The organism is Thioclava sp. NG1 (assembly GCF_003122275.1).
Lineage (GTDB): Bacteria > Pseudomonadota > Alphaproteobacteria > Rhodobacterales > Rhodobacteraceae > Thioclava > Thioclava nitratireducens.
The window spans coordinates 201,885-225,202 of record NZ_QFBB01000006.1; the positions used below are offsets into that span (position 1 = coordinate 201,885).

The window sequence follows — 23,318 nt, forward strand, 5'->3', positions numbered from 1 at the left end:
CTCGCGGAATGACCCAAAGTGAAAGCCATCCGCCCGCCCCGCTTCGCCCCCTGTTTCGCAGTTGGGGCTTCTGGGCGTTGCTGGCGGGCGCGGCCGCGTTGGTTCTGGTTTTCCTGCAGATCTCGGGTATTGCGAACGGGCCTCAGCCCTCTGCCGGAAGTCAGATTGGCGAGATCGCTGGCGAGATCAAACGCTCGGCTTGGCGGTCCTTCTTCGGCCTTGCGCCGAAGCCGGTGGAGCCGCAACCACTCCCGGCTTCCAGCTACCTCGGCCTCGCGGCGCCGGTCCTCGGGATCCTAGCGATCGTGCTCGCGGGGATCGCAGCGGCACTCCGCGAAAACTGGCGACTGCCGAGCTATGCGGTGAGCCTCGGAATCGCGGCGATCGTCTTCCAATATGTCTGGTGGATCGCGCTGCTCGTTGCGGGCGTTGTCCTGCTCGTCACGATCATCGCCAATCTCGGCGAGATTTTCAGCTTCTGACCGCATCCCTGTCGCGCAGCCAGCGCTGCAGCGTGCGCTCCTCGGCCTGTGCCTGCTCGCGCTTTGCCAGCTCCGCCGCGCGTTCGGCGCGGGCACGGTCGAGAAGCGTGTCATAGGTCTTCGCCTCTCGGAACAGCTCTCGCATCCGGCCTTCGAGCGGCACGCGGCGTTCGTTCAGCGTGCCGATCTCCTGATCGAGCCACGAGACCGTCTCGCGCACCGCCTCGCGGAATCCGGCGGCGTAAGGCGCGGTCTCAGGCGAGGTGACGTGAAGCTCGGCGCGGGCGCGCGCTGTCAGCGTATCGCGCTCGCTTTCCAGCCGCGCGACCTGCGCATTCAGCTTCGATAGCTCGCCGGCCTGCTCTTCGAGCTCACGCCGCCGCAGCCGCCCGATCACCTCCAGGGCCGCGATCCGGTTGCGGGCCATTGCGCGGTTACGCCGCCTGCGGCAGGTCTTTCTGCGCCTGCTCGACGGCGTAGAAATCCGGCTGATGCGCGGTCGGGATGCTGCCGCGCCCGATCTCGACGCAGATATTCGGCGGGTGGTCGCTCACAAGCGCAACGAAGATGTCGCGGATCACCGCATAGAACGCGGAATCCTCTTCCTCGATCTGGCGCAGACGGCCAGACATCGGCTGCACGAAGCAATAAGCAAGGAACACGCCGAGGAAGGTGCCGACAAGCGCGCCGCCGATCATACCACCCAGGATCTCCGGCGGTTGGTCGATCGCACCCATGGTTTTGATCACGCCCAGAACGGCGGCGATGATGCCGATGGCAGGCAAGGCGTCGGACACGGTCTGGAGCGCTGAGGCGGGGGCCAGAACCTCGCGGTGATGCTTCTTCAGTTTGCGGTTGATGACGTCCTCGGTCTGGTACTTGTCGTCGAAATTCATCGCCAGCATCCGGAAGCTGTCGGTAATCAGCTGGATCGCGAAATGATCCTTCAGGATACGCGGATAGCGGCTGAAGATCTCGCTCTCTTCCGGGGCTTCGACATGAGGATCGAGCGCGATGATACCCTTGTTGCGATAGAGCCGCGACAGCTCGTAGAGCAGGTTCAAGAGGTCGGTGTAATCCGCCGTCTTCCACTTGCTGCCCTTGAGCACCTTTACGAGCCCCCGGCCCGATTGCTTGATCATCCCGAACGAGTTGGCGATCAGGAACGACCCGAGCGCGGCGCCACCGATCATCATCCCTTCGAACGGCAAGGCATGAATCAGAACGTCCATGCTGCCGCCGGACAGGAGGAAGCCGCCGAACACGAGGCCCACGACGGCCAACAGGCCAAGGATGATCGTCATTATACTTTGTCCGTATGCTTCGCGCCCCCAGTCTTTCACCGGCAGGCGCAGTTTCCCCAAAATCTCGAGCAAATCTCCGGTGACGCTCTCGTTAAGTCAAGTATAAATGCCAAAATCATTAACAATAATAAGCACAAAACACGCGATACCATCTATAGATAAGGAAACTTGACCGATTATTCATGAATAGATAGGATAATTCCAACACTGATCTTGGATTCAGGGCATCGAATGAGCGCCAGTGCGGAAGCCATAGCCTTTCTGCTCGAAGAGCAGGATCTGCGCCATCTGTTCCAGCAATGGCCGCAGCACATGTGTCTGGCCGTCGGCCTCGACCCGGAAGGCGGCTGCGCGATGCTGGTCTTCCACGCGAGCGAGGCCGAGCGGGTACTGCCCCGGCTCGCGCGATCGATGAACTGGCGGGCGGATGAGTTCAGCGTCATTCCAAAGGTCGACGGCTACCAGACACGGCGGATGCTGTTCTCCGACGAGCAGAAGATCCTGTCGCTCGTGCAGGACACCGACAACCTTCCGGAGATCGCCCGCGATTACGCGATCAATTTCGCCTATGCCGCCGACGAGGGGCTCGACCCGGAAGCGCTGACCGATGCGAAATCCGCCTCGGTGTCGCCTGCGTTGCGCGAGGTCGAGCGGCTCCTGTCGGAGTTGAACCCGACACACTCCGCGACATCGAGCGCTCCGCCGACGAGCAGGAATGCGGCCTCTGTGCCTTCCAATCGAGCGGAAACAACGGCCCCGGTGAGCGCGGATGGCGGCCCGCCCGGCTTCCGGCGGCTGAGCGATACGCACCGGGCCGAGGCGCTGATGGCGACTTGCGAATTGAGCCTCGATGCCGACACCGTGCGGATCACCATCGACGAGGCCGGCGCCGATGCGCAAAGCTTCGGGGTCCGAGACGTCTATTTCCGCGACGATCTTCGCAGCTTCGCCATCCCGGTGGCGGAACTCGCGCGTCAGGGGGCAACCGCCCTGCCCGGCCAGATCCACGCCGCGGCGGATCACTTCCCGGCCCCGCTTCTCGCGACCTTGCGGCAGGCGCCGCTGACGGCGCGACTGACCGCGCTCGACCACTACATCTTCATCGCCCCCGAAGCCGCAAAACCGCGCGCCGCTGCTCTGTCTGCCCCGGCGCGCGCGGAGCCAGGCAAGTTTCCAGCAAAGCGCGAGGGCGCGAAGCCGCAGATGCGCACGATGTTGGGCGGCGCCGCTTTGATCTTCTTCTCGGCGCTGGCGCTGCAACTTGGCCTGACGCCTGCGCTCAGCCATGGCGAGGCGCGGAAGGTCTCGCTCGATACGATCCGGGAATCCGTCTTCCAGTCGCTTGCGGATGAACAAAGCGGCAAGGAGCGCTGAGCCATGGATTGCGCAATCATCACCCCGATCGGCCCCGGCCATCGCCAGTTGTTCGAAGAAAGCTGCGCGCCCTCCGTCGAGACCGCGATCGGCTTTTCCAAGGGTCCGTTCGACCAGATCCATCACTACGCGATGGACGACACGCAAGGGCTTCACGGCCGCTCGGCACGCCGCAACACCGCCATCCGGCAGGCACAGGAGGCAGGCATCGAGTGGATTTTCTTCCTCGATGCGGATGACGTGCTGACCCCGAACGCGTTCGAGGCTTTCGGCGCGCGACTTGCCGATGAGCCCACGCTCGATGCGCTTTGGGGGCTGATCTGCGAATTCGACGCGGCGGGCGAGCCGCAACTGCGTGACGGTCAGCCGGCAGAGCTTTCCAGCTATGCAGAGTTTCTCGCCACGCCACCCTTCTTCGCGGTTCAGATCGGCGCTTTCATCCGCACCGAACTCGCGGCGCGCTTCGGCTTCGATGAGGCGATGGATACGGGCGAGGATTACAAGCTTTACCTGCAACTCTGGCAGAACGGGCACTGCGCGAAACGCCCGGAGATCTTCTTCATCAACCGCCGCGATCAGCACTCCACCGGGCCGCGCTCTGCGACGGGGGCCGATTGGGCCCGGCAGGTCGAGCGGATGTGGGCCGAAGCGGTCGAGCGCGATCCGGTCTGGGCGCCGCTCGAACATCGGGGCGTGGCGGCGAAAATGCAGATCTCCAATCCGCTCGACATCATCCAGAACACCCACCTTCAGGGGAGGTTCTTCGAGGATAGCTCGCTCGAGAAGCTGCGCGATCTGATCGGCGTGACGCACCCGCATATCGTTGAGGTCGGCGCGAATATCGGCAACCACGTCGTCTGGTACGCACAGCATCTGAACCCGGCGCGCATCTATCCGGTGGAGCCGAACCCCGCGGCGCTGACCCTTCTGGAAGGCAATATCGCCGCGAACGGGATCGACGGCCTGATCGACCGGCGCGGCATGGGCTTCGGCGTGGGCCGCGCGGAGGGCAGCTTCCGCGCAGAGACGACGCAGGAAAACAACCTCGGGGCCACGACACTGATCGCTGACGAAGCGGGCGAGTTGAAGGTCGTGACGCTGGATGCGCTGATGGCCGACGCCCGCGCCGACTTTCTCAAGATCGACGCTGAAGGGATGGAGCTGGACGTGCTCGCCGGGGCCGAGGGGCTGATCGCGCGCGACCGCCCGCTGATCTGGGTCGAGACCCGCCGCGACAACCTCCTCGCCTTCGCGCAGGAATGGTGCCGCGCGCATGACTACGTGCTGGTCGACAGCGTGTTCTACATCCACTCGATCGACTACTTCGCCATTCCGAGGGAACGCGCATGACCCAGACCGCCCTCTCACGCAAGGACCGGCGCGCCCGGGCCGCGAAAGCCGCGAAGTATTACGGTATCGCGGACAGCGCAGCGGCGCTGACGATGCACGAAGCCTATGAGGCGCTCGCTGCGGCTGACGGCCCGCACGCGGCGCGGCTGGCGCATGAGGTCAGCCAGGCGCATCCGGCGAACCGTCACCCGTGGCTCGTGCTGGGCACCGTGGCGCTCGACCGCCGCGAGGCCGAAGCCGCGACGAAGTTCTTCGAACGCGCCCTGCTGATCGCGCCCACCGATCCGATGGGGCTTGCAGGGCTGGGTAAGGCGCGGGTTCTCAGGGCCGACATCTTCGCGGCCATCGATCTGTTTGCGCAGGCAATCGAGCGTGGCAGCGAAGACGTTCCGATGGCCCGCCTCTATGCCGATCTGATGGGGCGGCTCGACCGGTCGACCACGGCCGGACGAAATCTGCGCAAGATGGCTGAGCGCATGAAGACGGCCGAGATCTGGTTCATCACGGCCGACGCCTTCGCCACAGGCGAAAGCAATGCCGAAGCCGCGCCCGCCTACGAGGAAGCCGCGCGACTTTCGCCGGCGCCGATCGCGCACCGCATCGGCTTGCTCAAGGCGAAACTCTTCCGCCAGAACTACAGGGGCCTCATCGTCGGCGCCGATGCCTTGCTGGCCGAGGCCGATCTGCCCCCCGCGCATCGCGACGAAATCGTCACCCTTCGGATGGCGGCTCTACGTGCGTGCGGCGAGACCCAGCGCGCCCTCGAGACCCTCTCGCATCGCTTCGAAGATCCCGCGCAGTTCCAGCGGGTTTTGGGATTTTCCGGCAATTGCCACCTCGACCGGGAAGACTTTCGCGCGGCGCGGATCGCGTTTCGCGAAGCCCTTCACCTCGTTGACGGGGGCGGGCTCTGGGTGCGGCGCGCCTACGGCACCTTCCTGATGGGCGAAGGCGATTTCGCGGCGGGAGCCCCCTATTACGCAGGCCGCCAGCCCGACGCGAACCGCCGCCGCATTCCCTATGAAAATTCCGAGCCCGAGCGGCTTGCCACCCGCGATCGCCTCTTTCTCGTCGACGAGCAGGGGATCGGCGACCAGCTTGCGCTGCTGCCCATCATCGGGCGCGCTCCCCTGCCCGCCGGCGCAAAGGTGACCTTCGTCGGCGAGGCCCGGATGAAGCCCTTGATCGAGCGTTCCGGCCTTGGGATCGCCTTCGCGGAGACCACCGAGGTCGACAAGATGGGCGTCGCTCCGGAGGAAATGATCTTCGTCGGTGACCTCGTGCGCTATCTCAGCGTCGAGGCGCTCGCGGCGCGACCGCTTGGCGGGTATCTGAACGCCGATCCGGTGCAGGTCGAGATGACCCGGGCCCGCTATCGCGAGATGGCGCAGGGGCGACCGATCGTCGGCGTCGCATGGCACAGCAGCGACGCGATCACCGGAGCGCATCGCTCGCTCGCGCTCGAAACGATGCTGAGGGCCCTGCCCGAAGGTGCCTTGGTGGTAAACCTGCAATATGGCGACCGCGAGGCGGAGCTGGCGCAAGCCGCCCGCAGCCGTCCTGACCTGACGCTTTTCCACGATGCCGCAATCGACCAGTTCGCCGATCTCGACGGGTTCGCCGCACAGATCATGGCGCTCGATCGGGTGGTGAGCATCGACAACACCACCGCCCATCTCTGCGGTGCGCTGGGGCATCCCGACACCCATGTGCTGATCCCGAAAGGGGCGGCGTGCATGTGGTATTGGGGCCGTCAAGGAAGCCCGGATCGTTGGTATGGAAACTTGCAACTTCATCGCCAGGCGCAGCTCGGCGACTGGAGCGGCCCACTGTCGGAAATCGCCGCGCTTTAAGAGGCGCTCGGGACCGCGGGCTTACGCGCCCTCGCCATCTACCTCTTCGGGAAGCGGCACGTCGAAACCCGCTTCCAGTAGCAGCCTGTAGGTTTCCGCGAAGGCCCGCATCGATCCAAGCTGCTCCGATTTCCGCTGCGACAGGAAAACCGTCGCGCTTTGGTGGAAGCGGATCGCCGCATCTGTGTCGGGATCGGCGCCGGGACGGTAAGCGCCCACCCGGATCAGGTCTTCCATATCGGCATATTTCCCCAGCGCGCGCCGGGCCGCCTGCATGATCCGATACTCGGCGTCGGTGTGGCAGTCGGGCAGCATCCGCGAGATGCTTTTCTGCACGTTCACCGCCGGGTAGCGGTCCTGCTCGGCAATGTGACGGTCGAGCACGATATGCCCGTCCACGATCCCGCGCACGGTATCGGCAATGGGCTCGTTCATGTCATCGCCGTCCACCAGCACCGTGTAGAGCCCGGTGATATCGCCCGTCCCTTCGACGCCGGGTCCCGCCCGTTCCAGCAGATGCGGCAGTTCCGCGAATACGGTGGGCGGGTAGCCCCGGGTCGTCGGCGGCTCGCCCCCGGAGAGGCCGATCTCCCGCTGCGCCATCGCGAAGCGGGTGACGGAATCGATCAGCAGCAGCACCTGCTTGCCCTGATCGCGGAAATGCTCGGCCACGGCGGTCGCGGTCCACGCCGCCTGACGGCGCAGCAAGGGCGGCTCGTCGCCCGTCGCCACCACGACCACCGCGCGCGCCATCCCCTCTGGGCCGAGGTCGTTCTGGATGAAGTCCTGCACCTCCCGGCCACGCTCGCCCACCAGCCCGATCACGATCACATCCGTATCGGTATTGCGCGCGAGCATCGCCATCAATGTCGATTTCCCGACGCCGGAGCCCGCGAAGACACCCATGCGCTGGCCACGGCAGATCGGGGTAAAGATGTCGAATACTTTGATTTGCGTCTCGAGCTTCGCGCCGACCCGCTTTCGGTCGAAGGCGCGCGGCGGGGCGGCCTTGAGGTCGCGCGCCATCTCCCCCGGGGTCCAGCCAGTGCCGCTGCGCACGGGCCGGCCCAGCGCATCCACGACCTGACCGATCCAGCTTTCATCGGGGTGGATCAGATCGCCGTGCTGGTCGAGTTCGACCCGATCCCCCACCGAGACGCCATCCCAGCTGCCGAACGGCAGAACGCGGGTTCCGGCCTCGTTCAAACCGACCGCCTCGGCGAGAACCGGACCGCGCCGCCCGTGCACGATGCAGCGCTGGCCGATTCCCATCGCGCGTTCGAGCCCGACGACAGTCAGCGACAGGCCCGTGACCGAATGGACATGACCGACAATTCTTGCCTCATCGGCCTCGTCAACCGCATAATTCAAGGAAGAAAAAATCGTATTCACAAGGATAAACCCTACCAATCCATTCTCACACCAGTATACTATCCATGAAAACGGAGCGATCCAACGTGAAACTTGATACGATATCCTTTTTTAACCTCGCCTCGGATCGGATGCAGTGGCTTGCGGCCCGCCAGAAGGTGCTGGCCGAGAACATCGCCAATGCCGACACGCCGAATTACCGCGCGCGGGACGTCACCGACTTCCAGAGCTTCCTCGAGAAGAGCGACGCGGCGCGCGCAACCGGCGGCCCGTCGCACGAAACCACCGTCGAGACGGTGAATGCCAGCGGGGCATGGGACAGCAGCCTCGACGGCAACGACGTGGCGCTGGAGCAGCAATCCGTGATCGCGAGCGAGAATGCGGACCAATATCGGTTGGCGGCGAACCTCTATCGAAAGGCCTACCAGCTTATCAACGCCGCCAGCGGCAAAGAGTAACGTGCGGAGCAGACTATGAGCATGGACCCTCTGAAATCAATCGGTGCGATCGCGGCAAGCGGGCTGCGCGCGCAGGGCGAGCGACTGAAGGTCGTCTCGGAAAACGTGGCCAACGCGGATTCGACCGGCTCGACGCCGGGCGCGGATCCCTACCGCCGCAAGACCATCTCCTTCGGCGAAATGGTCGATGACGCGACAGGCGCCTCGATGGTCGATGTCACCGAAGTCGGTCGCGACACCTCTGATTTCGTGTTGAAATACGACCCGGCTCATCCGGCGGCGAATGCCGAGGGTTTCGTGAAACTGCCGAACGTCAACCCGATCATCGAGATGAGCAACATGCGCGAAGCGGCGCGCAGCTACGAGGCCAACCTGAACATGCTCGAGACCGGTCGCCAGATGCGCCGCGAGATGATCGACCTTCTGAAATAGGTGACGCATGAGCGATCCAGTCCTCTCCAACGCAGCGATCCGGGGCGCCTATGGCGCCTCGCGCAACCTGAGTGGCGGTCCTGCTTCCGCGCAGGAGGCCAAATCCGCGGGACAAAGCTTCGGCGACATGCTCAAGAGCGCCGCCGAAGACGCGGTCCAGACCATGCGTGCGGCCGATACCACCGCGCAGGCGGGTCTGACGGGACAGGCCAGCACGCAGCAGGTCGTCGAAGCGACGATGGCGCTGGAATCCACCGTGAAGGTCACCGTGGCGATGCGCGACAAGCTGGTCGAGGCCTACCAGGAAATCATGCGGATGCCGATCTGAGGCAGGCGGGGGCATCATGGAAGAAGCCGATGTCTATGCGATCATGTCGGACACGATCTGGACGATCCTGCTCGGGGCCGGCCCGATCCTCGCGCTCGCGCTGCTTGTCGGCCTTGGCATCGCGATCTTCCAGGCACTGACGCAGGTGCAGGAGATGACGCTGACCTTCGTGCCGAAGATCGTCGCGATCTTCGTGGGCCTCGTGCTCGCCCTGCCCTTCATCTACGCGACGCTCTCGCACCTGTCGGATACCGTCTTCGATCTCATCATGAACGGGCCCACCTGATGGCGCGGGCGGGGTGGTTTCGCGCCTTGGCGGCGCTTGCAATCGCGAGCTTCGCCGCGACAGGCCCCGCGCGGGCCGAGGGCTGGGCGGGGTTCTACACCTCCAGCCGCCCCGTGCCCGAGGCAACCACAGTCGTCCCCTCCAAGTTCGGCAATGACCAGCAATGCCTGCGCCAGATTTTCGCGGCGCAGGACCGCTACGGCATCCCCGACAACCTGCTTCTCGCGATCGGGCTGCAGGAGGCGGGGTTTCGCAATGAAGGTCGCTTGACCGTCTGGCCGTGGAGCGTGAATGCCGCGGGCGAAGGGCGCGTGTTCGACAGCCGCGAAGCGGCGATGGCTTGGGTCCACCAGAAGCAAGCAGCGGGCGTCACCTCGATCGATACGGGCTGCATGCAGGTGAACCGCAAATGGCATCCGGACGCGTTTGACTCGCTGGCTCAGTCCTTCGATCCGGCGGCGAATGTGGATTACGCGGCGCGGTTTCTGGTCGATCTGTATCGGCGGACGGGGGATTGGTGGCTCGCCGCAGGCTCGTATCATTCCTTCACCCCGGAGGCGCGCCAGACCTATCTGACCGCGCTAAGGCGCAATCTCGCGGTGGCGCAGAAACGGGGCGACTATTTCGTCCGGCTCGCAGGCGCCGCCTCCGTGGACGCGCCCACCATGACCGCCTCGCCACGCCCCATGCGCCGCAAACTGCCCGTCTTCTGGTCGGCCGATCTGACGGCGGATCAGGACATGCGGCTTTCGATCTATTCGACGAACGACCTGCAACCCGTGCTTCCCAATTTCACGCGAACGAATTGAGCGCGCAATGAGCCAAAAACAAACCAGTCTCGGCCAGAACCTCGTGGGGCTCGGCATCAAGAACCGCGATATCGGCTTCGCGATCGGCGTGACCCTGATCCTCGGGATGCTGTTCGTTCCCCTTCCGCCGATCATTCTGGATTTCGGCCTCGCGATCTCGCTGTCGGTCTCGGTGCTGATCCTGATGGTGGCGCTGTGGATCCCGAAGCCGCTGGAGTTCAACTCCTTCCCGACGCTGCTGCTCGTGGTGACGATGCTGCGGCTGTCGCTCAACATCTCCTCGACGCGGCTCATTCTCAGCCAGGGCCATACCGGCCCCGGCGCGGCGGGCGGCGTCATCGAGGGGTTCTCGCGCTTCATCGTGGGCGGGGATTTCGTGATCGGGATCGTGATCTTCGCGATTCTCGTGGTTATCAACTTCGTGGTCATCACCAAGGGCTCGACCCGGATCGCCGAGGTTTCCGCGCGCTTCTCGCTCGATGCTATGCCCGGCAAGCAGATGGCGATCGACGCCGATCTCGGCGCAGGACTGATCGACGAGGTGGAGGCCAAGCGCCGCCGCAAGGAGCTGGAGGACGAGAGTGGCTTCTTCGGCGCGATGGACGGTGCGTCGAAATTCGTGCGCGGCGACGCGGTGGCCGGGATCCTCATCACGCTGATCAATGTCGTCGGCGGCATCCTGATCGGCGTCGTTCAGCACGGGCTGAGCGTCTCTCAGGCGGCGGGTAACTACACCGTGCTGACGATCGGCGACGGGTTGGTGACGCAGATTCCGGCGCTGGTGGTATCGCTGGCAGCGGGCCTGATCGTCACGAAAGGCGGCACCGAGGGCGCGGCGAACGAGGCGGTTCTCGGGCAGCTGTCGAACTTCCCGAAGGCGCTCTACATGGCGGCGGTGCTTCTTGGCGGGATCGGCCTGCTGCCCGGCTTCCCGATCGTGGTGTTTTTCGCGCTGGCCGGGCTGCTCGCGGGGCTGGGCTATGTGATGCAGGAGCAGGCCGCGCTGCGCGCCAGCGACGCGGCGGCAGCAGAAGCCCGCGCGGCCCAGATGGAAGAGACCTCGGCCGAGACGACGCAGCAGCAACTCAAGCTCGACGAGCTGCGCCTCAGCCTCGGCGCGGGACTGGTGCCGCTGATCTCGAGCATGGATGCCGCCCTGCCCGGCAAGGTCAAAAGCCTGCGCAATCTTTTCATGAAGGATTACGGCTTCGTCCTGCCCTCGGTGCGCATCAAGGACGACCCGATGCTGCCGACGAACAGCTATTCGATCCTCGTGCAGGGCGTCGAGGCGGCGAAAGGCGAGCTGCGCCCCAACCTCGTGATGGTGATCGACCCGTCCGGTGATCAGGTGAAGCTGCCCGGCGAGCGGATCAAGGAACCCACCTTCGGGCTGAGCGCGGTCTGGATCGACCCGGCGCGCGCGTCCGAGGCCGAACAGCAGGGCCATACGGTCGTGGACCCCGAGAGCGTGATTACCACCCATCTCACCGAGATCATCAAGGAGCATATGTCCGAACTGCTCACCTATGGCGCGGTGAAGAAGCTTCTGGCCGAGCTGGACCGGGACTACCAGAAACTCGCGAGCGACATCTCCAACCCCGCCCCGGAAATCCTGCTGCAGCAGGTGCTGCAATCGCTGCTGGCCGAGCGTATCTCGATCCGCAACCTGCCGCTCATCATCGAGGCGGTGGCCGAGGCCGCGCCGTCGAGCACCAACCCTGCCGTGATCACCGAGCGGGTCCGCGCCCGCCTTGCGAACCAGATCTGCCGCGCGCTGGCGGATGGTTCGGGCTTCGTGCCGGTGCTGACAATGTCGGGTGCGTGGGAGCATGAATTCGGCGAAGCGGTGAAGATCAACGGCAAGGAGCGGACCTTCCTGATGTCGCCGCAGCGCGTGCAGGAATTCGTGCTGGAGGCGCGTCAGGAAATCCAGCGCCACGCCGCACGCGACGAATGGCCCGCGCTGATGGTTGCGCCGGAAGTGCGTGGCTATGTCCGCTCGATGCTCGAACGCGTAAGCCCGATGACTCAGGTGATCTCGCATAACGAGGTGCACCGAAAGGCCGCCATGAAGACGGTCGGGACGATCGGGGCCTGAGGGGTGAGCGGGCTGAGCACATTTCTCGACGCGCAGCTATTCGGCTATCTCATAGTCTTCGCCCGGCTGGGCAGCGCTATGATGTTCATGCCGGGCTTCGGCGAGATGCAGGTGCCGACCCGAAGCCGTCTGGCGATGGCAGTGGTGTTCAGCCTCGCGCTTTATCCCGCGACGCCAGTATTGCCGATGCAGCCCGACAATCTCGTTACTTTCGCGATCTATCTCGGGTTTGAGGTGACGACGGGTATCTGGATCGGGCTGACTGCACGGGTGCTGTTCAGCGCGCTACAATTTGCGGGGCATCAGGCCGGGCAGGTCTCGGGTCTCGCCAATGCTTTCGCGCCGAGCCTCGGGTCGTTCGAGGGCTCCACGATGATCGCGAGCTTCCTGCTGATCTCGGGCGTCGCGCTGATTTTCGTCACGAACACGCATCACGTCATCATCCGCGCGTTGCTCTATTCCTACGACGTCTTTCCGCCGGGCACCCTGCTGCTGGGCGACATGGCGAAGCAGATCGTGAAGGCCGCGTCGGCCAGCCTCTATATCGGGGCGGCTATCGCGGCGCCGTTCTTCGTCATGGGGCTGATCTTCAATCTCGGGATGGGGCTTGCAAACCGGATGATGCCCGCGCTGCCTGTCTTCTTCGTCGCAGCACCCGCGCTGATCGCGTCGGGCCTGCTGATCCTTGCGGCGGCGTCGCCCAGCATGCTGCATGTCTTCCTCGGCCGGTTCACCGACTGGCTCGGCACTTTCGTCATACCCTAAGGAGCGCGCCGTGGCCGAAGGCGACGAACAGGATAAATCCTCCAAGACCGAAGAGCCGACAGACAAGCGGCTGAAATCGGCGCGCGAGAAAGGCGACGTGCCCTCCTCGCGCGAGACCGGCAACATGATGTCGGTCTTCTCGCTGCTGATGATCGTGATGTTCATCCTGCCACTGGTGGCGGGCCGGGCGATGACCTCGCTTGGTCAGGTCTTCGCCGGGGCGGGCCAGGTTAAGATTGGCCAAGGGTCGGCAGGCGCGCGCGATATTGGCGACATCCTCAGCATGCTCTTCGGCGAGATAGCGGGATGGGCCGCCCCGATCTTCGGCGTGATGCTTCTGGCCGCGCTGTTCGGCGTGTTGATCCAGGGCGAAACCGTGGTCTCGTCGGAGCGGATGAAGCCGAAACTGTCGAAGCTCTCGCCGCTCGGCGGGCTGAAGAAGATGTTCTCGCCCGGCGCACTGGTCGAGTTCGCCAAGAGCATCACCAAGGTTCTCGTCATCGGCGTGCTCGCGCTGTGGGTGGCGAAACGCGCGGTCACCGGGATCTGGCAGGGCGAGAATTTCCTGCCCGAGAACATTCCGAGCTACGCCGCCCATCGGGCCGGATGGCTGCTGAGCGCAGCGATGGTGTTCCTCGTGCCGATCACCATCGGCGACATCATCTGGAAACGGTTCGAGTGGCGGCGCAAACTGCGCATGTCTCTCAAGGAAATCCGCGACGAGATGAAGGACTCCGAGGGCGATCCGCAGATCAAGGGCCGCCGTGCGGAGATCGCACGCAGGCGCGCCCGCCAGCGCATGGCGCAGGCCGTGCCGACCGCCAGCGTGATCGTGACGAACCCGACGCATTATGCCGTGGCGCTGAAATACGAACAGGGCAGCGACGCCGCACCGGTCTGCGTCGCCAAGGGGGCCGATGCCGTGGCCGCCCGCATCCGGCAGATCGCGCGCGAGAACGAGGTGCCGATCGTCGAGAATAAGCCCCTCGCGCGTACGCTGCACGCGACGATCGAAGTGGATGACACCGTGCCGGTCGAGCATTGGCAGGCGGTTGCGGAGATCATTGGCTATGTCATGGATCTGCGTCGCAACATCCGGCGCGCGCCGCCGAAAGGCTCGGTCCTGCGGGTCGACGAGGAATGAGAATAGGGGCTGAACGCCCCTTTTCCCCAAAACGGATGCAAATTCGGGTAGCTGCGCGGGCCGGAACGCCCGCGCGTTTCAGTTGAGCTTGACGTTGACCAGCTTCTGGTCGCCCGGCAGCTTCGAACGTTCGAGAATGATCTTGGAGACGGCCCGCGCGCGCACCGGGGTCATCGCGGCCATGATCGGGGCGACGTCGCGCTCATTCATCGTGGCCAGCACCATGACCGTCACCTCTATATCGAGGTCGTTCATGATCGAAGCCGCCGCCGCCGGCTTCATGTTCTTGTAGATCGACACGAGGCGATCGACGTCGGCGGTATGCGATTTGTCGACCTGGTCGAGCAGCTTGGTCACCTTGTCCTTCAACTCGGTGAGATGCTGCGACTGGGTGTCGAGCCCCTGCTTGGCAAGCTCGATCTCGGCGCTGCGGGCGTCGAGCTTCTTCTTCTGTTCCGCAAGAAGGTCGCGCTCCTGCCGCACGGACATCAAAAGCTCCTCCGGCGTCGGGGGGCAGCTGCTCTTGGCATCGCCGGGAGCGTCCGCCGACGAAGCCTTTACCGCGGGCGGCTTTTCCGCTCCGCTTGCGAGAGCCGACTGCAAAAGTGAGTCCGGGAACGGGATCATGTCCGAGGGAAGACTGGTCGCGAGCTTCGCGCCGCCCGAAAGCAGCAGCACACCGACGAGAACCTGCAGGGGGCGGCTCTTCACCATTGCCCCTGCGCCTCCCGGCGCACGCGGGTCTGCTCGAAGAAGCTTTTAACCAGTTCTGCCTTGCCGGTGACGCGGGTCAATCCCATCGGCGCTTTCGGCGCGGCGCGGCGCGAGTTGAAGGTCAGGGCGGGCGCAGCCTCTTGCGCGGGCGCCGGTTCGGGCGCGGGCGCTTTCTGCGCCTCAGCGACCGCATCCTTCATCTCCTCGACGGAGAGCTGCGATTTGTCCACGGCCGCGGAGAAAGCGGCGACGAGCGGCTCCATTTCCTCGAGCACGAGCATCAGCTTCTTGACCCGTCGCGTGATCACCACGCCATAGGCCATCAGCCCCACAAGAGACACGAGAATAATCGCGTTAATCAGCATCGACATCATTGCTCCACTCGTCCTTTCCCATGAGGTTCGCGGTCACTTTCAGCGCCATCGACCCGTTTTGCTTCTTGCCCATTTCGCCTTCGAGAACCGGACTCCCGGCACAGAGCAGAAGGACCGGCTGGGTGTCGTCGATCCCGAGGTCGAGCGTGTCGCCCACTTTCCAGTCCAGAATCTCGCGCATCGGTACCACAAGCTCGTGCAGCTGCGCGGTCAGCGCCACCGACGACCCTTCGATCTTCTGTTTCAGCTGCGTACGCCACGAGCTGTCCGCGCCCAGCCGATCCCCGAAGAATATCTTGGTGAGCAGCGGGCGCACCGGCTCCAGCGTCGAGTAAGGCAGGATCAGATGAACCTCGCCGTGGTAGCCTTCGAGGCTGACCTTGAGCGGTACGCGGACCGTGGGACTGTTGGGCTGAGCGATGTTCGCGAATTGCGGATTGCTCTCCATCCGGTCGACCTGGAATGAGACCTCGCAAATCTGACGGAAGCCCACCGCCATGTCGGCGAGGATGCGTTCGGCGACCTGCTCTCCCATCCGGCGCTCGATCGTCGTGAAGCCGTTCTTGGCATCCTTCGCCCGCCCCGTCGGCTGCCCGCCCAGCATCAGTTCGAGCGCGGAGAACAGGAAGACCGGATCCTGCGAAAGGATAAACTGGTCATCCCAAGGATCGGCCTGCGCGACCGCGATCAAACCATGCTTGGGCAGGCTTTTCATCGCGTCGGCGAAGGGCAGGTATTCGACGTCGCCCAGCGTCACGTCCAGCACCGAACCCGTCAGCGACTTGAGCGAGCTGGAGAAGGACAGAACGAAGCGCTCGAAGATCACGTCCAGCATCGGCAGACGCTCGTAATTGAGCATCGACATGCGGATGATCTCGTCCTCGACCTCCGCCGTCGTCGTCGCCGCCATCGCCATGTCCGCCTGCTCCCCCATCGTCACTGCACCACCAGATCGCTGATGAGAACCTCGCTCGGCGTATTGTCCCCGACGACCGCGCGGGCGCGCTTGAGCAGCTCCGCCTTGAGCTTGATGAGACCGATGCTGCCGCGCAGATCCTCGACCGTCATCTGCCGGAGGAATCCAGTGAAGGTATCACGGATGAAGGGTTTCTTCTCGGCCATCGCGGCTTCGGCTTCTGGCGATTCGGGATAGACCAGCGCTAGGTGAATCTTGAGGTAGCGCGCGGCGGAGGCGCCGTCCGCGGTCGTCCCGGTGATGTTCACCACGATGTCGTCGAAATCCAGTAGCGCGTCCCCGCCGGCCGCGGCACCCGCGCCGGTACCGCCATGGCCTGCCGACTCTGCGGGTTTGCCCCCGGTGAGGGCAGAGACGCCACCGAAAGCGACGAATCCACCGCAGAACATGGCCACGACCGCGAGGGCGCCCGCCGCCATCACGAGACGCTTGTGGTCACGCAAGACACGCCAGCGCCCGGCAGGCGCTTCGGCAAGCTCTTCTCCATCAACGGCCGCATCTGTCATCGGCTACCGCGCCTCTCTTCGTCGAACTTAAAGATAAAACCCGATCTTCATTGGATGTCGTGAAGTATATACATCCGTACTTTACTTGCAATACAAAGATAGAATAGCTTCTATTGCGTAGATGAAGAATAACTGGTGTTCGCCGTGCAGCAATTCTTGCGGAATCTTCAATCCTTGGGACGGCGCAAGCTGCTGATGCTTGGGGCCGTCGGCGTCGTCAGCGTGTTCGCGCTGGTCTTCGGCCTATCCGTCGTGACCGCCCCGAACTACAAGCTGCTCTACAGCCAGCTTTCGCCCTCCAGCGCAGCCGGAATCGTCGACGCGCTCGAACAGGCAGGGTTCAAGACGCAACTGTCTGCAGACGGCAGCGCGGTGTCGGTGCCGGAGGGAGACATGGCCCGCGCCCGCATGGCGCTGGCCGAAAAGAACCTGCCAGTGGATGGCGAACCCGGTTGGGAGCTGTTCGACAACGCAAGCGGCTTCGGCATGAACACCTTCATGCAGCATGTGAACCGTCTGCGCGCGATGGAGGGCGAGCTGGCGCGCTCGATCCAGACCATCGACGGGGTGCGCAGCGCCCGCGTCCATCTGGTTCTGCCCGAACGCGAAGCCTTCTCGCGCACCAGCCCCGACCCGAGCGCGAGCGTCATCGTGCGCGCCGCCTCCACCCGCGGCATCAGCCGCAAGGAGGCGCTGGCCATTCGCAACCTGATCGCGGCGGCAGTACCCAATCTCGACGGCAACCGAGTGACGGTGCTCTCGGCCAGCGGCGAGACGATCCTCGCGGAGAATTCGGATGCGGCCGGGCAAGCGACACTCCAGTCGAACAAGGCCGCGACCGAAGACCGGATGGCGCGCTCGATCGAGCAGATCCTGACGGCGCGTGTCGGTGCGGGGAATGCCCGCGTGCAGGTCAATGTCGACCTGTCCAACCAGCGTGAAGTCGTGGTGCAGCAAAGCTTCAACCCCGATCAGCAAGTCGTGCGCTCCACCCAGAACAACGCCGAGCAGCAAAAGGGTGTGCAGAATGGCGATGCGGGTGTGAACACCGGGAACAACATCCCTGGCGCGCTTGGCGGCCCCGGCGCGAGCAGCACGACCGACAGCCGCAGCAAGAACGGCGAGTCCGTGCAATACGAAATCGGCAACACCCGGCGCGAGACCACGACCGAAGCGGGTGCAGTCAAGCGCGTGTCGGTCGCCGTGCTGGTCAACGGCATATACAACGTGCAGGACGACGGCTCGCTGAAATACGAACAACGCTCGCCCGAGGAAATCGCGCGTCTCACCGCACTGGTGAAATCGGCGATCGGCTACGACCAGAATCGCGGCGATACAGTCTCGGTCGATAGCCTGCGCTTCATCGATTACTCGATGGAAGTCGGCGGCCCGGTCGGCCCGACGCTGATGCAGCGGCTCTCCGACAATATCGTGTCGATCCTGCGCTGGGTCTTTGCCCTTCTGATCGTGGTCGCGGTGCTTGTCTTCGGCCTGCGCCCGTTGCTGAACCGGGCCGACCGCGAACGCGCGCGGCTGAGCGAGGCGCCCGGCGCCGGGGCGCTCGCAGCCCCCGAGGGCGAGGCGGAAGCAGCGGCACCCGCGGGCAACACCCTGCCCGCAGCGCCCGCCAGTGCCGTCGCGCCCCGAACGCAGGAGGCCGCCGAGCCCGCAGCGCCCGTCCAACGTGCGGAGCGCTACGACCCCGCCAGGGACGAGGAGCTCGTCACCAACTTCGCGATCAGCGGCGCGATCCTGAAGCGCAAGGTCTCGGCAATCCAGAAGATCGCCGAAGAAGAACCGCAAGAGGCCCTCAAGGTCCTGCGCGGCTGGCTGCTCAACGAGGCATGACATGACGGTTTTCCAGCGAGACTTCGATGAAGAGATGCAGGCGGAAGACGCCCGCCGCGCCGCCGAACGCCTGAGGGTCTTCACCCAGGCCGATCTCGATGCCGCGGCGGCGGCCGCGCGCGCCCAAGGGTTCGAGGCGGGCCGTGCGCAAGGCCGCAACGAGGCTACCACCGAGATCACGACCTCGCTCGAGGCACGCCAGACCGAGGCGCTGGAAAAGCTCTCGCCGGAGATCACCGCACTTCTGGGCAACCAGCTCGCTCATCAAGCGGCACTGGAGCGACACCTTTGCGGCTTCGCGCTGCGCGTTTGCGAGAAGGTTTTCCCCGAATTCATCGAGAGCTGCTCGACCGCGCGGGTCGAGACCCAGATCCGTCGGGCGATGGAAATCGCGCTGCGCAAACCGAGCCTCACGATCCGCCTCTCCCCCGCCAATGTCACGGGGCTGACGCCGGTGATCGAGGCCAGCGCCGGGCCGAACAGCCCCGCCCTGAACATCGTCGCGGACCCGGCGCTTGCCGATGGCGACATCCATGCCGACTGGGAAGACGGCGTGATGGATTACAGCTTCGAGACGGTCTGCCGCAGCATCCTCATCGCCCTGCGGCAGACGATCTCTCCCCAAGCCACACCAATCAGGAAAGCCGTGTAAATGTCCGACAACGATACGCCCGAATCCACGCAGCCGCCTGAGACGCCGGAAACCGGAACCCAGCCGACGCAGGGCGAAGCCCGCGCCGCTGCAGCCGAGACCCTGCTGCATACGCTCGCCAGCAAACAGGCCGAAAGCGATGCCGACGGGCAGAACGTCAACGCGATGCTCAATGTCGGGCTCTCGGTGCAGATCGTGCTGGGTCAGAGCCGTATCCCGATCTCGCAGCTTCTCAACCTGAGCCGCGGCTCGGTCATCGAGCTGGAGAAGAAGATTGGCGAGCCGGTCGACGTGGTGATCAACGACCGGCTGGTGGCGCGGGGCGATCTGGTGAAAGTGGGCGACAACCGGCTCGGCGTCACGCTCACCGAGATCGTCAAAGACTACGTCCCGAAACGATGATCCACCTCACGAAGCGATTTCTGACGGCGCAACCCGGCCTGCCACTTGTCGCCCTGACGCTCGTAGCGTCGCTCGCTTTCAGCAGCGGCGCAGAGGCGCAGGAGGCGGGCGGGTTGCTGAGCGACCTAGCGCAGGGGCTGAACAATGCCGCGCCAGGCAGCGATGCATCGGCCAGCCTGAGCGGGCGGATCATTCAGCTGATCGCGCTGATGACCGTGCTCAGCATCGCGCCGGGCGTCCTTGTCGTCATGACCAGCTTCACCCGCTTCGTGATCGTCTTCTCGATGCTGCGCTCAGCGCTGGGGCTGAACCAGACGCCGCCGAACATGGTGCTGAGCGCGATGGCGCTGTTCATGACCTTCTTCGTGATGCAGCCGGTCTTCGACGATGCCTGGACCGGGGGGCTGCGGCCGCTTCTGAACAACACGGTGACCGAGGAACAGGCGCTCGTCGGGATCGGCGCGCCGTTCAAGGCCTTCATGTTCGCCAATACGCGCCCGAAGGATCTGAAGCTCTTCGCCGATCTCGTCCGCGACAACGAAGCGGGGCAAAACGCCGAACCCGCGCCCGAGACGCCCGCGCCTGCCACGGCGGAGGAGGCGAACTGGCGCACCCTCGTCCCCGCCTTCATGATCTCCGAGCTGCGGCGCGCCTTCACGATCGGCTTCCTGATCTATCTGCCTTTCATCGCGATCGACCTCATCGTCGCATCGGTGCTGATGAGTGCGGGCATGATGATGTTGCCGCCGGTGATGATCTCGTTGCCTTTCAAGGTCATCTTCTTCGTGCTGATCGACGGCTGGTACATGCTCGCAGGGAGCATGATGCAATCTTACGTCGCCTATGGCGGGGGTGGCTAAGCCTCTGCGCCGCCCCTATCCTTAGAAAACACATCACTACAAAGAATAGCGCGCGATCTTGATTGAGAATACAAGGATAGCCTGCTATCCTTGCCGAGACCTCAGAACAGATCGAGCGCCGACGATGAGAACCTCCCGGGATTACAAGAAACTGCGTGGCCCAGAGAAGGCAGCGATTCTTTTCCTCTGCCTCGGGGAGAAACACGGCGCAGGGCTCATGCAGCGGCTCGACGATTACGACATCCATTCGATCACCCATGCGATCTCGTCCCTTGGTACGATCCCCGCCGATATCGTCGAAGAGGTGATGAGCGAGTTCATGGAAACCGCAGGCGATGGCGGCGGCCTCGTGGGCTCGATGGAGATGGCGGAGAGCATGCTCAAGGGGTTCCTCCCCGACGAGCGCGTCTCCGACATCATGAACGAGATTCAGGGCCCGCTGGTAGGACGCAATATCTGGGAAAACTTCTCGGCGCTTAACGAGCAGATCATCGCAAATTATCTCAAGGAAGAGCACGACCAGACGGTCGCGGCGATCCTGAGCAAGGTGAAACCCGAGGTCGCCTCGAAAGTGCTGCCGCTTCTGGGCGAAGAGCGCATGATGGAAGTGCTGGAGCGGATGATCGGCATCGAGACCGTTCCCCGTTACGTCTTCCAGAACATCGAAGAAACGTTGCAGAAAGAGTTCATGAGCTCGGCGACGCGCAATACCGGGCCGGACCCGCAGCAGCGCATGGCCGATCTCTTCAACAAGCTCGATAGCAAGCTGTTCGACGACATCACCCAGCGTCTGGAAAAACGTATTCCCGAGGCGTTCGGTGCGATCAAGGCGAAGATGTTCACCTTCGACGATCTGTGCAAGCTCGACCAGCAGAGCCTCGTCAAAGTCATGCGCGGGGTCGAAGGGCAAACGCTTCCGCTCGCCTTGCGCGGGGCCAAGAAGGAGGTACGCGACTACTTCCTGAGCGCCCTGCCCGCCCGCTCGCGCGACATGCTGAACGAGGAAATGACCGCGATGGGCCCGGTGCGCGGGCGCGAGGTGCAAGAAGCGCAATCCGCGCTTGTGGACTATGCGCTCGAGTTGTCGCGCGAGGACGAAATCCGGATTCCGCTCGACGATGATGACGTGATTATCGACTGAAGCCGTCCGTGACCGGCGACCAGCTTACCGGTAGCGCGAAGCCGAGAAGGTAGCGATCGCAGTCAAATCGAAGGTCGCGGGCACGAATTGGCCCGAGCCCCCCTGCACCGCGCCTTGCATCAGCGTCACCGCAGCATTCCCCGCCGCCCCTCCGATTGAGAAGTTATTCGCATCGGACACAGCGACGAAACGGGAGACCAGATCATCGACCTCTTTCGGGTCTTTGAGTTTCGCAAGATCGAACTTGTCCTCGAAAATCTGTTTCTGCCGCTCGACATCGAGCTTCACCACGTCATTCGGGATCCCCAAAGCGGTGCGCATGAACTGCGCCATATCCTTGTCTTTCAGGACCGAATACCATGTTTTGACGCCGCCGAGCTTCTGCCGGAATTCGAGCACGGACCCGACGGTCTCGTTCTGGTCGCGCTCACCATTGATGAACTGCTGGCTGACATATTGATCGACGATCTTGTCCTGCCACGAGGCCGAGGAGGTATTCGCGTTTGCAGTGCCGCCATTGGTGAACCCGAGCGCATCGTAGAGCTTGCGAAACCGCGGATCGGTGAGCCTGTTGACGAGGGAACTTTTGTCAGTGGGATCGCTCGACAGGATTTCGCGCATCATCGCCTTGCCGAACATCTGGTCTTCCAGATCGAAGGCCTTCATCACGAAACTATAGGCGTCGTAATCCTTCACCAAGTCGGCCGCGGTATGGATATCCCCGATCTTCTCGCGGAAACGGCTGATCGCGCGCGCATGCTGCGGCTCTTGCGCCAGTTGATCGAGTTGCTTGGCCTGCGTCCGATCGATCAGGCTCAGCGCGAGCCGACTGCTCATGCCCGAAATCGTCAGCATTCTTCGCCCTCCAGCGCCGCCGTCGCGCTCGTGTTTGCGGACAGGCGGGCGAACAGTTCTTCTTCGCGGCGCATGACCGGGCGCAGCGCGCTCAACGCTTTGTAATAATCGCCCTGAGACACCCAGTTCGCGGCCTCGAAAACACTGCCAACCACGGCGGCACTGAAGATCGTGGCGAGATCGGCGAGCTTCTCCTGAATGACCGGCACCAGCGTGTCGCGGGTATCGGCGCGGATCAGCGCGGTCTGGATCAGGAAATAGGCCTGCTTCACCGGGGTCGGCTCGCAGTTTTCATCCAGCAGGTCTTCGGCCCGGATCACGTCGGCGGTATTCTCGATTTGAAGTGTCTGGCGGCGGTTGGCATTTCGGATGACGCATCCATTGACCACGATCCGCTCGTTCGGTTTCAACGTCAGTCGTAATGCCATGACCCGCGCCCCTTCTTATTCCGCAGCGACCGGCTCGCCCGCGTCGCCGCTGAGCCCGCGGATGATGTTGCGGTTCACCTCGACCAGCGGCGCAACCGCGCCGCCGCCGCCCATCACCATCTGCGTCTGCCGCTCGACCCAGAGCGCGAGCGAGATCAGCCCGGCCTTCAACTCGGCGGGAAACTGGTTCGCAGGCTCCGCGAGGTCATCGCGCAATGCCGTCCAGATGCGTTCGTTTTCCCAGAGCGCGGTGCGCAGCCCCTGCGCGAGGATCGCCCCCCGTCCGGCCCGTGGCGCCTCGTCATAATCGACGAGAAAGGCCTCAAGCTCGCCAGTGACGCGCGACAGGATACGACGCTCGATCTGCCGCGGAGACTCGGTTTCGGAAATGGTTCGCTTATACGCGGCGACGCTCATGCAAGCTCTCCTCTCGATATTCTTTTGTTCTCTTTGCCCGAACTTAGCACAACCCGGTTAAAGGCGTTTTTAAACTTTGGGGGAAAAGACA

At 63.9% G+C, this 23,318-nt stretch carries 27 protein-coding genes; 17 read left to right on the forward strand and 10 right to left on the reverse strand.

Annotation, left to right across the window (positions count from 1 at the left end; translation table 11 throughout):
* Window positions 1-8 precede the first annotated feature (8 nt).
* The gene (locus DEM26_RS13355) at window positions 9-482 is read left to right on the forward strand and encodes a hypothetical protein (protein WP_109172600.1); all 474 of its coding nucleotides are present in this window, start codon (window positions 9-11) and stop codon (window positions 480-482) included.
* Here the strand turns inward: DEM26_RS13355 and DEM26_RS13360 are convergent.
* Together DEM26_RS13360 and motA are read right to left on the reverse strand one after the other, a co-directional pair.
* Window positions 472-909 (reverse strand): flagellar FliJ family protein, encoded by a 438-nt coding sequence (locus tag DEM26_RS13360; RefSeq protein WP_109172601.1) that lies wholly within the window; start codon window positions 907-909, stop codon window positions 472-474. The genes DEM26_RS13355 and DEM26_RS13360 overlap by 11 nt on opposite strands.
* A 7-nt stretch (window positions 910-916) precedes the next feature.
* The gene (motA, locus tag DEM26_RS13365) at window positions 917-1,786 is read right to left on the reverse strand and encodes a flagellar motor stator protein MotA (protein ID WP_075775869.1); all 870 of its coding nucleotides are present in this window, start codon (window positions 1,784-1,786) and stop codon (window positions 917-919) included.
* A 231-nt stretch (window positions 1,787-2,017) separates the two neighbouring features.
* Here motA and DEM26_RS13370 point away from each other — a divergent pair, with 231 nt between their 5' ends.
* From DEM26_RS13370 to DEM26_RS13380, 3 genes are read left to right on the forward strand one after another with little or no spacing between them, the layout of a single operon-like run.
* Complete coding sequence (locus tag DEM26_RS13370) at window positions 2,018-3,160, forward strand: hypothetical protein (RefSeq protein ID WP_109172602.1); 1,143 nt, start codon at window positions 2,018-2,020, stop codon at window positions 3,158-3,160.
* Window positions 3,161-3,163: 3 nt separating this feature from the next.
* Window positions 3,164-4,510 (forward strand): FkbM family methyltransferase, encoded by a 1,347-nt coding sequence (locus DEM26_RS13375; RefSeq protein WP_109172603.1) that lies wholly within the window; start codon window positions 3,164-3,166, stop codon window positions 4,508-4,510.
* A complete protein-coding gene (locus DEM26_RS13380; protein ID WP_109172604.1) occupies window positions 4,507-6,363 on the forward strand; it encodes a tetratricopeptide repeat protein in 1,857 nt (618 codons plus the stop codon). Before DEM26_RS13375 ends, DEM26_RS13380 begins: the two co-directional genes overlap by 4 nt.
* Window positions 6,364-6,384: 21 nt before the next feature.
* Here the strand turns inward: DEM26_RS13380 and DEM26_RS13385 are convergent, their stop codons facing one another.
* Window positions 6,385-7,734: a FliI/YscN family ATPase gene (locus tag DEM26_RS13385; protein ID WP_199224671.1), complete on the reverse strand. Its 1,350-nt coding sequence runs from the start codon at window positions 7,732-7,734 to the stop codon at window positions 6,385-6,387.
* 86 nt (window positions 7,735-7,820) lie between these two features.
* On the opposite strand from DEM26_RS13385, the gene DEM26_RS13390 reads away from it, so the two are divergent.
* Genes DEM26_RS13390 through flhB form a run of 8 tightly spaced genes read left to right on the forward strand, consistent with a single transcriptional unit; the run spans window position 7,821 to window position 14,054 of the window.
* Window positions 7,821-8,192: a flagellar basal body rod protein FlgB gene (locus DEM26_RS13390; protein ID WP_088720394.1), complete on the forward strand. Its 372-nt coding sequence runs from the start codon at window positions 7,821-7,823 to the stop codon at window positions 8,190-8,192.
* 21 nt (window positions 8,193-8,213) lie between these two features.
* The gene (flgC, locus tag DEM26_RS13395; protein ID WP_075775863.1) at window positions 8,214-8,624 is read left to right on the forward strand and encodes a flagellar basal body rod protein FlgC; all 411 of its coding nucleotides are present in this window, start codon (window positions 8,214-8,216) and stop codon (window positions 8,622-8,624) included.
* 7 nt (window positions 8,625-8,631) lie between these two features.
* A complete protein-coding gene (locus DEM26_RS13400; RefSeq protein ID WP_088720395.1) occupies window positions 8,632-8,952 on the forward strand; it encodes a flagellar hook-basal body complex protein FliE in 321 nt (106 codons plus the stop codon).
* Window positions 8,953-8,968: 16 nt separating this feature from the next.
* Complete coding sequence (gene fliQ / locus DEM26_RS13405) at window positions 8,969-9,238, forward strand: flagellar biosynthesis protein FliQ (protein ID WP_075775861.1); 270 nt, start codon at window positions 8,969-8,971, stop codon at window positions 9,236-9,238.
* The gene (locus DEM26_RS13410; RefSeq protein ID WP_109172605.1) at window positions 9,238-10,047 is read left to right on the forward strand and encodes a lytic transglycosylase domain-containing protein; all 810 of its coding nucleotides are present in this window, start codon (window positions 9,238-9,240) and stop codon (window positions 10,045-10,047) included. The genes fliQ and DEM26_RS13410 overlap by 1 nt, the downstream gene beginning before the upstream one ends.
* Before the next feature lie 7 nt (window positions 10,048-10,054).
* Window positions 10,055-12,145, forward strand: coding sequence for a flagellar biosynthesis protein FlhA (flhA, locus tag DEM26_RS13415; RefSeq protein ID WP_109172606.1), 2,091 nt, complete (start codon window positions 10,055-10,057; stop codon window positions 12,143-12,145).
* A 3-nt stretch (window positions 12,146-12,148) separates the two neighbouring features.
* Window positions 12,149-12,910: a flagellar biosynthetic protein FliR gene (locus DEM26_RS13420; protein WP_233243101.1), complete on the forward strand. Its 762-nt coding sequence runs from the start codon at window positions 12,149-12,151 to the stop codon at window positions 12,908-12,910.
* Window positions 12,911-12,920: 10 nt separating this feature from the next.
* Window positions 12,921-14,054 (forward strand): flagellar biosynthesis protein FlhB, encoded by a 1,134-nt coding sequence (gene flhB, locus DEM26_RS13425; protein WP_233243102.1) that lies wholly within the window; start codon window positions 12,921-12,923, stop codon window positions 14,052-14,054.
* Between the two features lie 78 nt (window positions 14,055-14,132).
* On the opposite strand, the gene DEM26_RS13430 is transcribed toward flhB, so the two are convergent.
* Genes DEM26_RS13430 through DEM26_RS13445 form a run of 4 tightly spaced genes read right to left on the reverse strand, consistent with a single transcriptional unit; the run spans window position 14,133 to window position 16,624 of the window.
* Window positions 14,133-14,768 (reverse strand): MotE family protein, encoded by a 636-nt coding sequence (locus tag DEM26_RS13430; protein ID WP_109172608.1) that lies wholly within the window; start codon window positions 14,766-14,768, stop codon window positions 14,133-14,135.
* Window positions 14,762-15,142: a hypothetical protein gene (locus DEM26_RS13435; RefSeq protein WP_075775856.1), complete on the reverse strand. Its 381-nt coding sequence runs from the start codon at window positions 15,140-15,142 to the stop codon at window positions 14,762-14,764. The genes DEM26_RS13430 and DEM26_RS13435 overlap by 7 nt, the downstream gene beginning before the upstream one ends.
* Window positions 15,123-16,058 carry a flagellar motor switch protein FliM gene (locus DEM26_RS13440; RefSeq protein WP_158275123.1) on the reverse strand — a complete coding sequence of 312 codons (936 nt, stop codon included), beginning with the start codon at window positions 16,056-16,058 and terminating at the stop codon, window positions 15,123-15,125. The genes DEM26_RS13435 and DEM26_RS13440 overlap by 20 nt, the downstream gene beginning before the upstream one ends.
* 20 nt (window positions 16,059-16,078) lie before the next feature.
* Window positions 16,079-16,624 (reverse strand): flagellar basal body-associated FliL family protein, encoded by a 546-nt coding sequence (locus tag DEM26_RS13445; RefSeq protein WP_075775854.1) that lies wholly within the window; start codon window positions 16,622-16,624, stop codon window positions 16,079-16,081.
* Between the two features lie 174 nt (window positions 16,625-16,798).
* Here DEM26_RS13445 and fliF point away from each other — a divergent pair, with 174 nt between their 5' ends.
* The 5 genes from fliF to DEM26_RS13470 all read left to right on the forward strand — a co-directional run bounded on the left by fliF (window position 16,799) and on the right by DEM26_RS13470 (window position 21,527).
* Entirely contained in the window at window positions 16,799-18,472 is a 1,674-nt protein-coding gene (fliF, locus tag DEM26_RS13450; RefSeq protein WP_369907844.1) for a flagellar basal-body MS-ring/collar protein FliF, read from the forward strand.
* Between the two features lies 1 nt (window position 18,473).
* Window positions 18,474-19,124: a FliH/SctL family protein gene (locus DEM26_RS13455; RefSeq protein ID WP_109172610.1), complete on the forward strand. Its 651-nt coding sequence runs from the start codon at window positions 18,474-18,476 to the stop codon at window positions 19,122-19,124.
* The gene (locus tag DEM26_RS13460; protein WP_075775852.1) at window positions 19,125-19,526 is read left to right on the forward strand and encodes a FliM/FliN family flagellar motor switch protein; all 402 of its coding nucleotides are present in this window, start codon (window positions 19,125-19,127) and stop codon (window positions 19,524-19,526) included. It begins immediately after the preceding gene.
* The gene (gene fliP, locus DEM26_RS13465; protein WP_088722925.1) at window positions 19,523-20,386 is read left to right on the forward strand and encodes a flagellar type III secretion system pore protein FliP; all 864 of its coding nucleotides are present in this window, start codon (window positions 19,523-19,525) and stop codon (window positions 20,384-20,386) included. Before DEM26_RS13460 ends, fliP begins: the two co-directional genes overlap by 4 nt.
* 124 nt (window positions 20,387-20,510) lie before the next feature.
* Window positions 20,511-21,527 (forward strand): flagellar motor switch protein FliG, encoded by a 1,017-nt coding sequence (locus tag DEM26_RS13470; protein ID WP_075775850.1) that lies wholly within the window; start codon window positions 20,511-20,513, stop codon window positions 21,525-21,527.
* A 24-nt stretch (window positions 21,528-21,551) separates the two neighbouring features.
* Here the strand turns inward: DEM26_RS13470 and DEM26_RS13475 are convergent, their stop codons facing one another.
* Genes DEM26_RS13475 through DEM26_RS13485 form a run of 3 tightly spaced genes read right to left on the reverse strand, consistent with a single transcriptional unit; the run spans window position 21,552 to window position 23,227 of the window.
* The gene (locus tag DEM26_RS13475; protein WP_109172611.1) at window positions 21,552-22,382 is read right to left on the reverse strand and encodes a DUF1217 domain-containing protein; all 831 of its coding nucleotides are present in this window, start codon (window positions 22,380-22,382) and stop codon (window positions 21,552-21,554) included.
* Window positions 22,376-22,810 (reverse strand): flagellar biosynthesis repressor FlbT, encoded by a 435-nt coding sequence (locus tag DEM26_RS13480; RefSeq protein WP_075775848.1) that lies wholly within the window; start codon window positions 22,808-22,810, stop codon window positions 22,376-22,378. The genes DEM26_RS13475 and DEM26_RS13480 overlap by 7 nt, the downstream gene beginning before the upstream one ends.
* A 15-nt stretch (window positions 22,811-22,825) precedes the next feature.
* Window positions 22,826-23,227, reverse strand: coding sequence for a flagellar biosynthesis regulator FlaF (locus DEM26_RS13485; protein ID WP_075775847.1), 402 nt, complete (start codon window positions 23,225-23,227; stop codon window positions 22,826-22,828).
* Window positions 23,228-23,318 lie beyond the last annotated feature (91 nt).

Bases quoted from the DNA above. Each gene is read 5' to 3' on its own strand.
- flhA (WP_109172606.1), top strand. From the start codon at position 10,055: ATGAGCCAAAAACAAACCAGTCTCGGCCAGAACCTCGTGGGGCTCGGC.
- DEM26_RS13455 (WP_109172610.1), top strand. From the start codon at position 18,474: ATGACGGTTTTCCAGCGAGACTTCGATGAAGAGATGCAGGCGGAAGAC.
- DEM26_RS13355 (WP_109172600.1), top strand. From the start codon at position 9: ATGACCCAAAGTGAAAGCCATCCGCCCGCCCCGCTTCGCCCCCTGTTT.
- DEM26_RS13410 (WP_109172605.1), top strand. From the start codon at position 9,238: ATGGCGCGGGCGGGGTGGTTTCGCGCCTTGGCGGCGCTTGCAATCGCG.
- DEM26_RS13470 (WP_075775850.1), top strand. From the start codon at position 20,511: ATGAGAACCTCCCGGGATTACAAGAAACTGCGTGGCCCAGAGAAGGCA.
- DEM26_RS13485 (WP_075775847.1), bottom strand. From the start codon at position 23,227: ATGAGCGTCGCCGCGTATAAGCGAACCATTTCCGAAACCGAGTCTCCG.
- flgC (WP_075775863.1), top strand. From the start codon at position 8,214: ATGGACCCTCTGAAATCAATCGGTGCGATCGCGGCAAGCGGGCTGCGC.
- DEM26_RS13460 (WP_075775852.1), top strand. From the start codon at position 19,125: ATGTCCGACAACGATACGCCCGAATCCACGCAGCCGCCTGAGACGCCG.
- DEM26_RS13375 (WP_109172603.1), top strand. From the start codon at position 3,164: ATGGATTGCGCAATCATCACCCCGATCGGCCCCGGCCATCGCCAGTTG.
- DEM26_RS13435 (WP_075775856.1), bottom strand. From the start codon at position 15,142: ATGATGTCGATGCTGATTAACGCGATTATTCTCGTGTCTCTTGTGGGG.
- DEM26_RS13480 (WP_075775848.1), bottom strand. From the start codon at position 22,810: ATGGCATTACGACTGACGTTGAAACCGAACGAGCGGATCGTGGTCAAT.
- DEM26_RS13445 (WP_075775854.1), bottom strand. From the start codon at position 16,624: ATGACAGATGCGGCCGTTGATGGAGAAGAGCTTGCCGAAGCGCCTGCC.
- DEM26_RS13380 (WP_109172604.1), top strand. From the start codon at position 4,507: ATGACCCAGACCGCCCTCTCACGCAAGGACCGGCGCGCCCGGGCCGCG.
- DEM26_RS13440 (WP_158275123.1), bottom strand. From the start codon at position 16,058: ATGGCGATGGCGGCGACGACGACGGCGGAGGTCGAGGACGAGATCATC.
- DEM26_RS13400 (WP_088720395.1), top strand. From the start codon at position 8,632: ATGAGCGATCCAGTCCTCTCCAACGCAGCGATCCGGGGCGCCTATGGC.
- fliP (WP_088722925.1), top strand. From the start codon at position 19,523: ATGATCCACCTCACGAAGCGATTTCTGACGGCGCAACCCGGCCTGCCA.
- DEM26_RS13370 (WP_109172602.1), top strand. From the start codon at position 2,018: ATGAGCGCCAGTGCGGAAGCCATAGCCTTTCTGCTCGAAGAGCAGGAT.
- DEM26_RS13475 (WP_109172611.1), bottom strand. From the start codon at position 22,382: ATGCTGACGATTTCGGGCATGAGCAGTCGGCTCGCGCTGAGCCTGATC.
- motA (WP_075775869.1), bottom strand. From the start codon at position 1,786: ATGACGATCATCCTTGGCCTGTTGGCCGTCGTGGGCCTCGTGTTCGGC.
- fliQ (WP_075775861.1), top strand. From the start codon at position 8,969: ATGGAAGAAGCCGATGTCTATGCGATCATGTCGGACACGATCTGGACG.
- DEM26_RS13430 (WP_109172608.1), bottom strand. From the start codon at position 14,768: ATGGTGAAGAGCCGCCCCCTGCAGGTTCTCGTCGGTGTGCTGCTGCTT.
- DEM26_RS13360 (WP_109172601.1), bottom strand. From the start codon at position 909: ATGGCCCGCAACCGGATCGCGGCCCTGGAGGTGATCGGGCGGCTGCGG.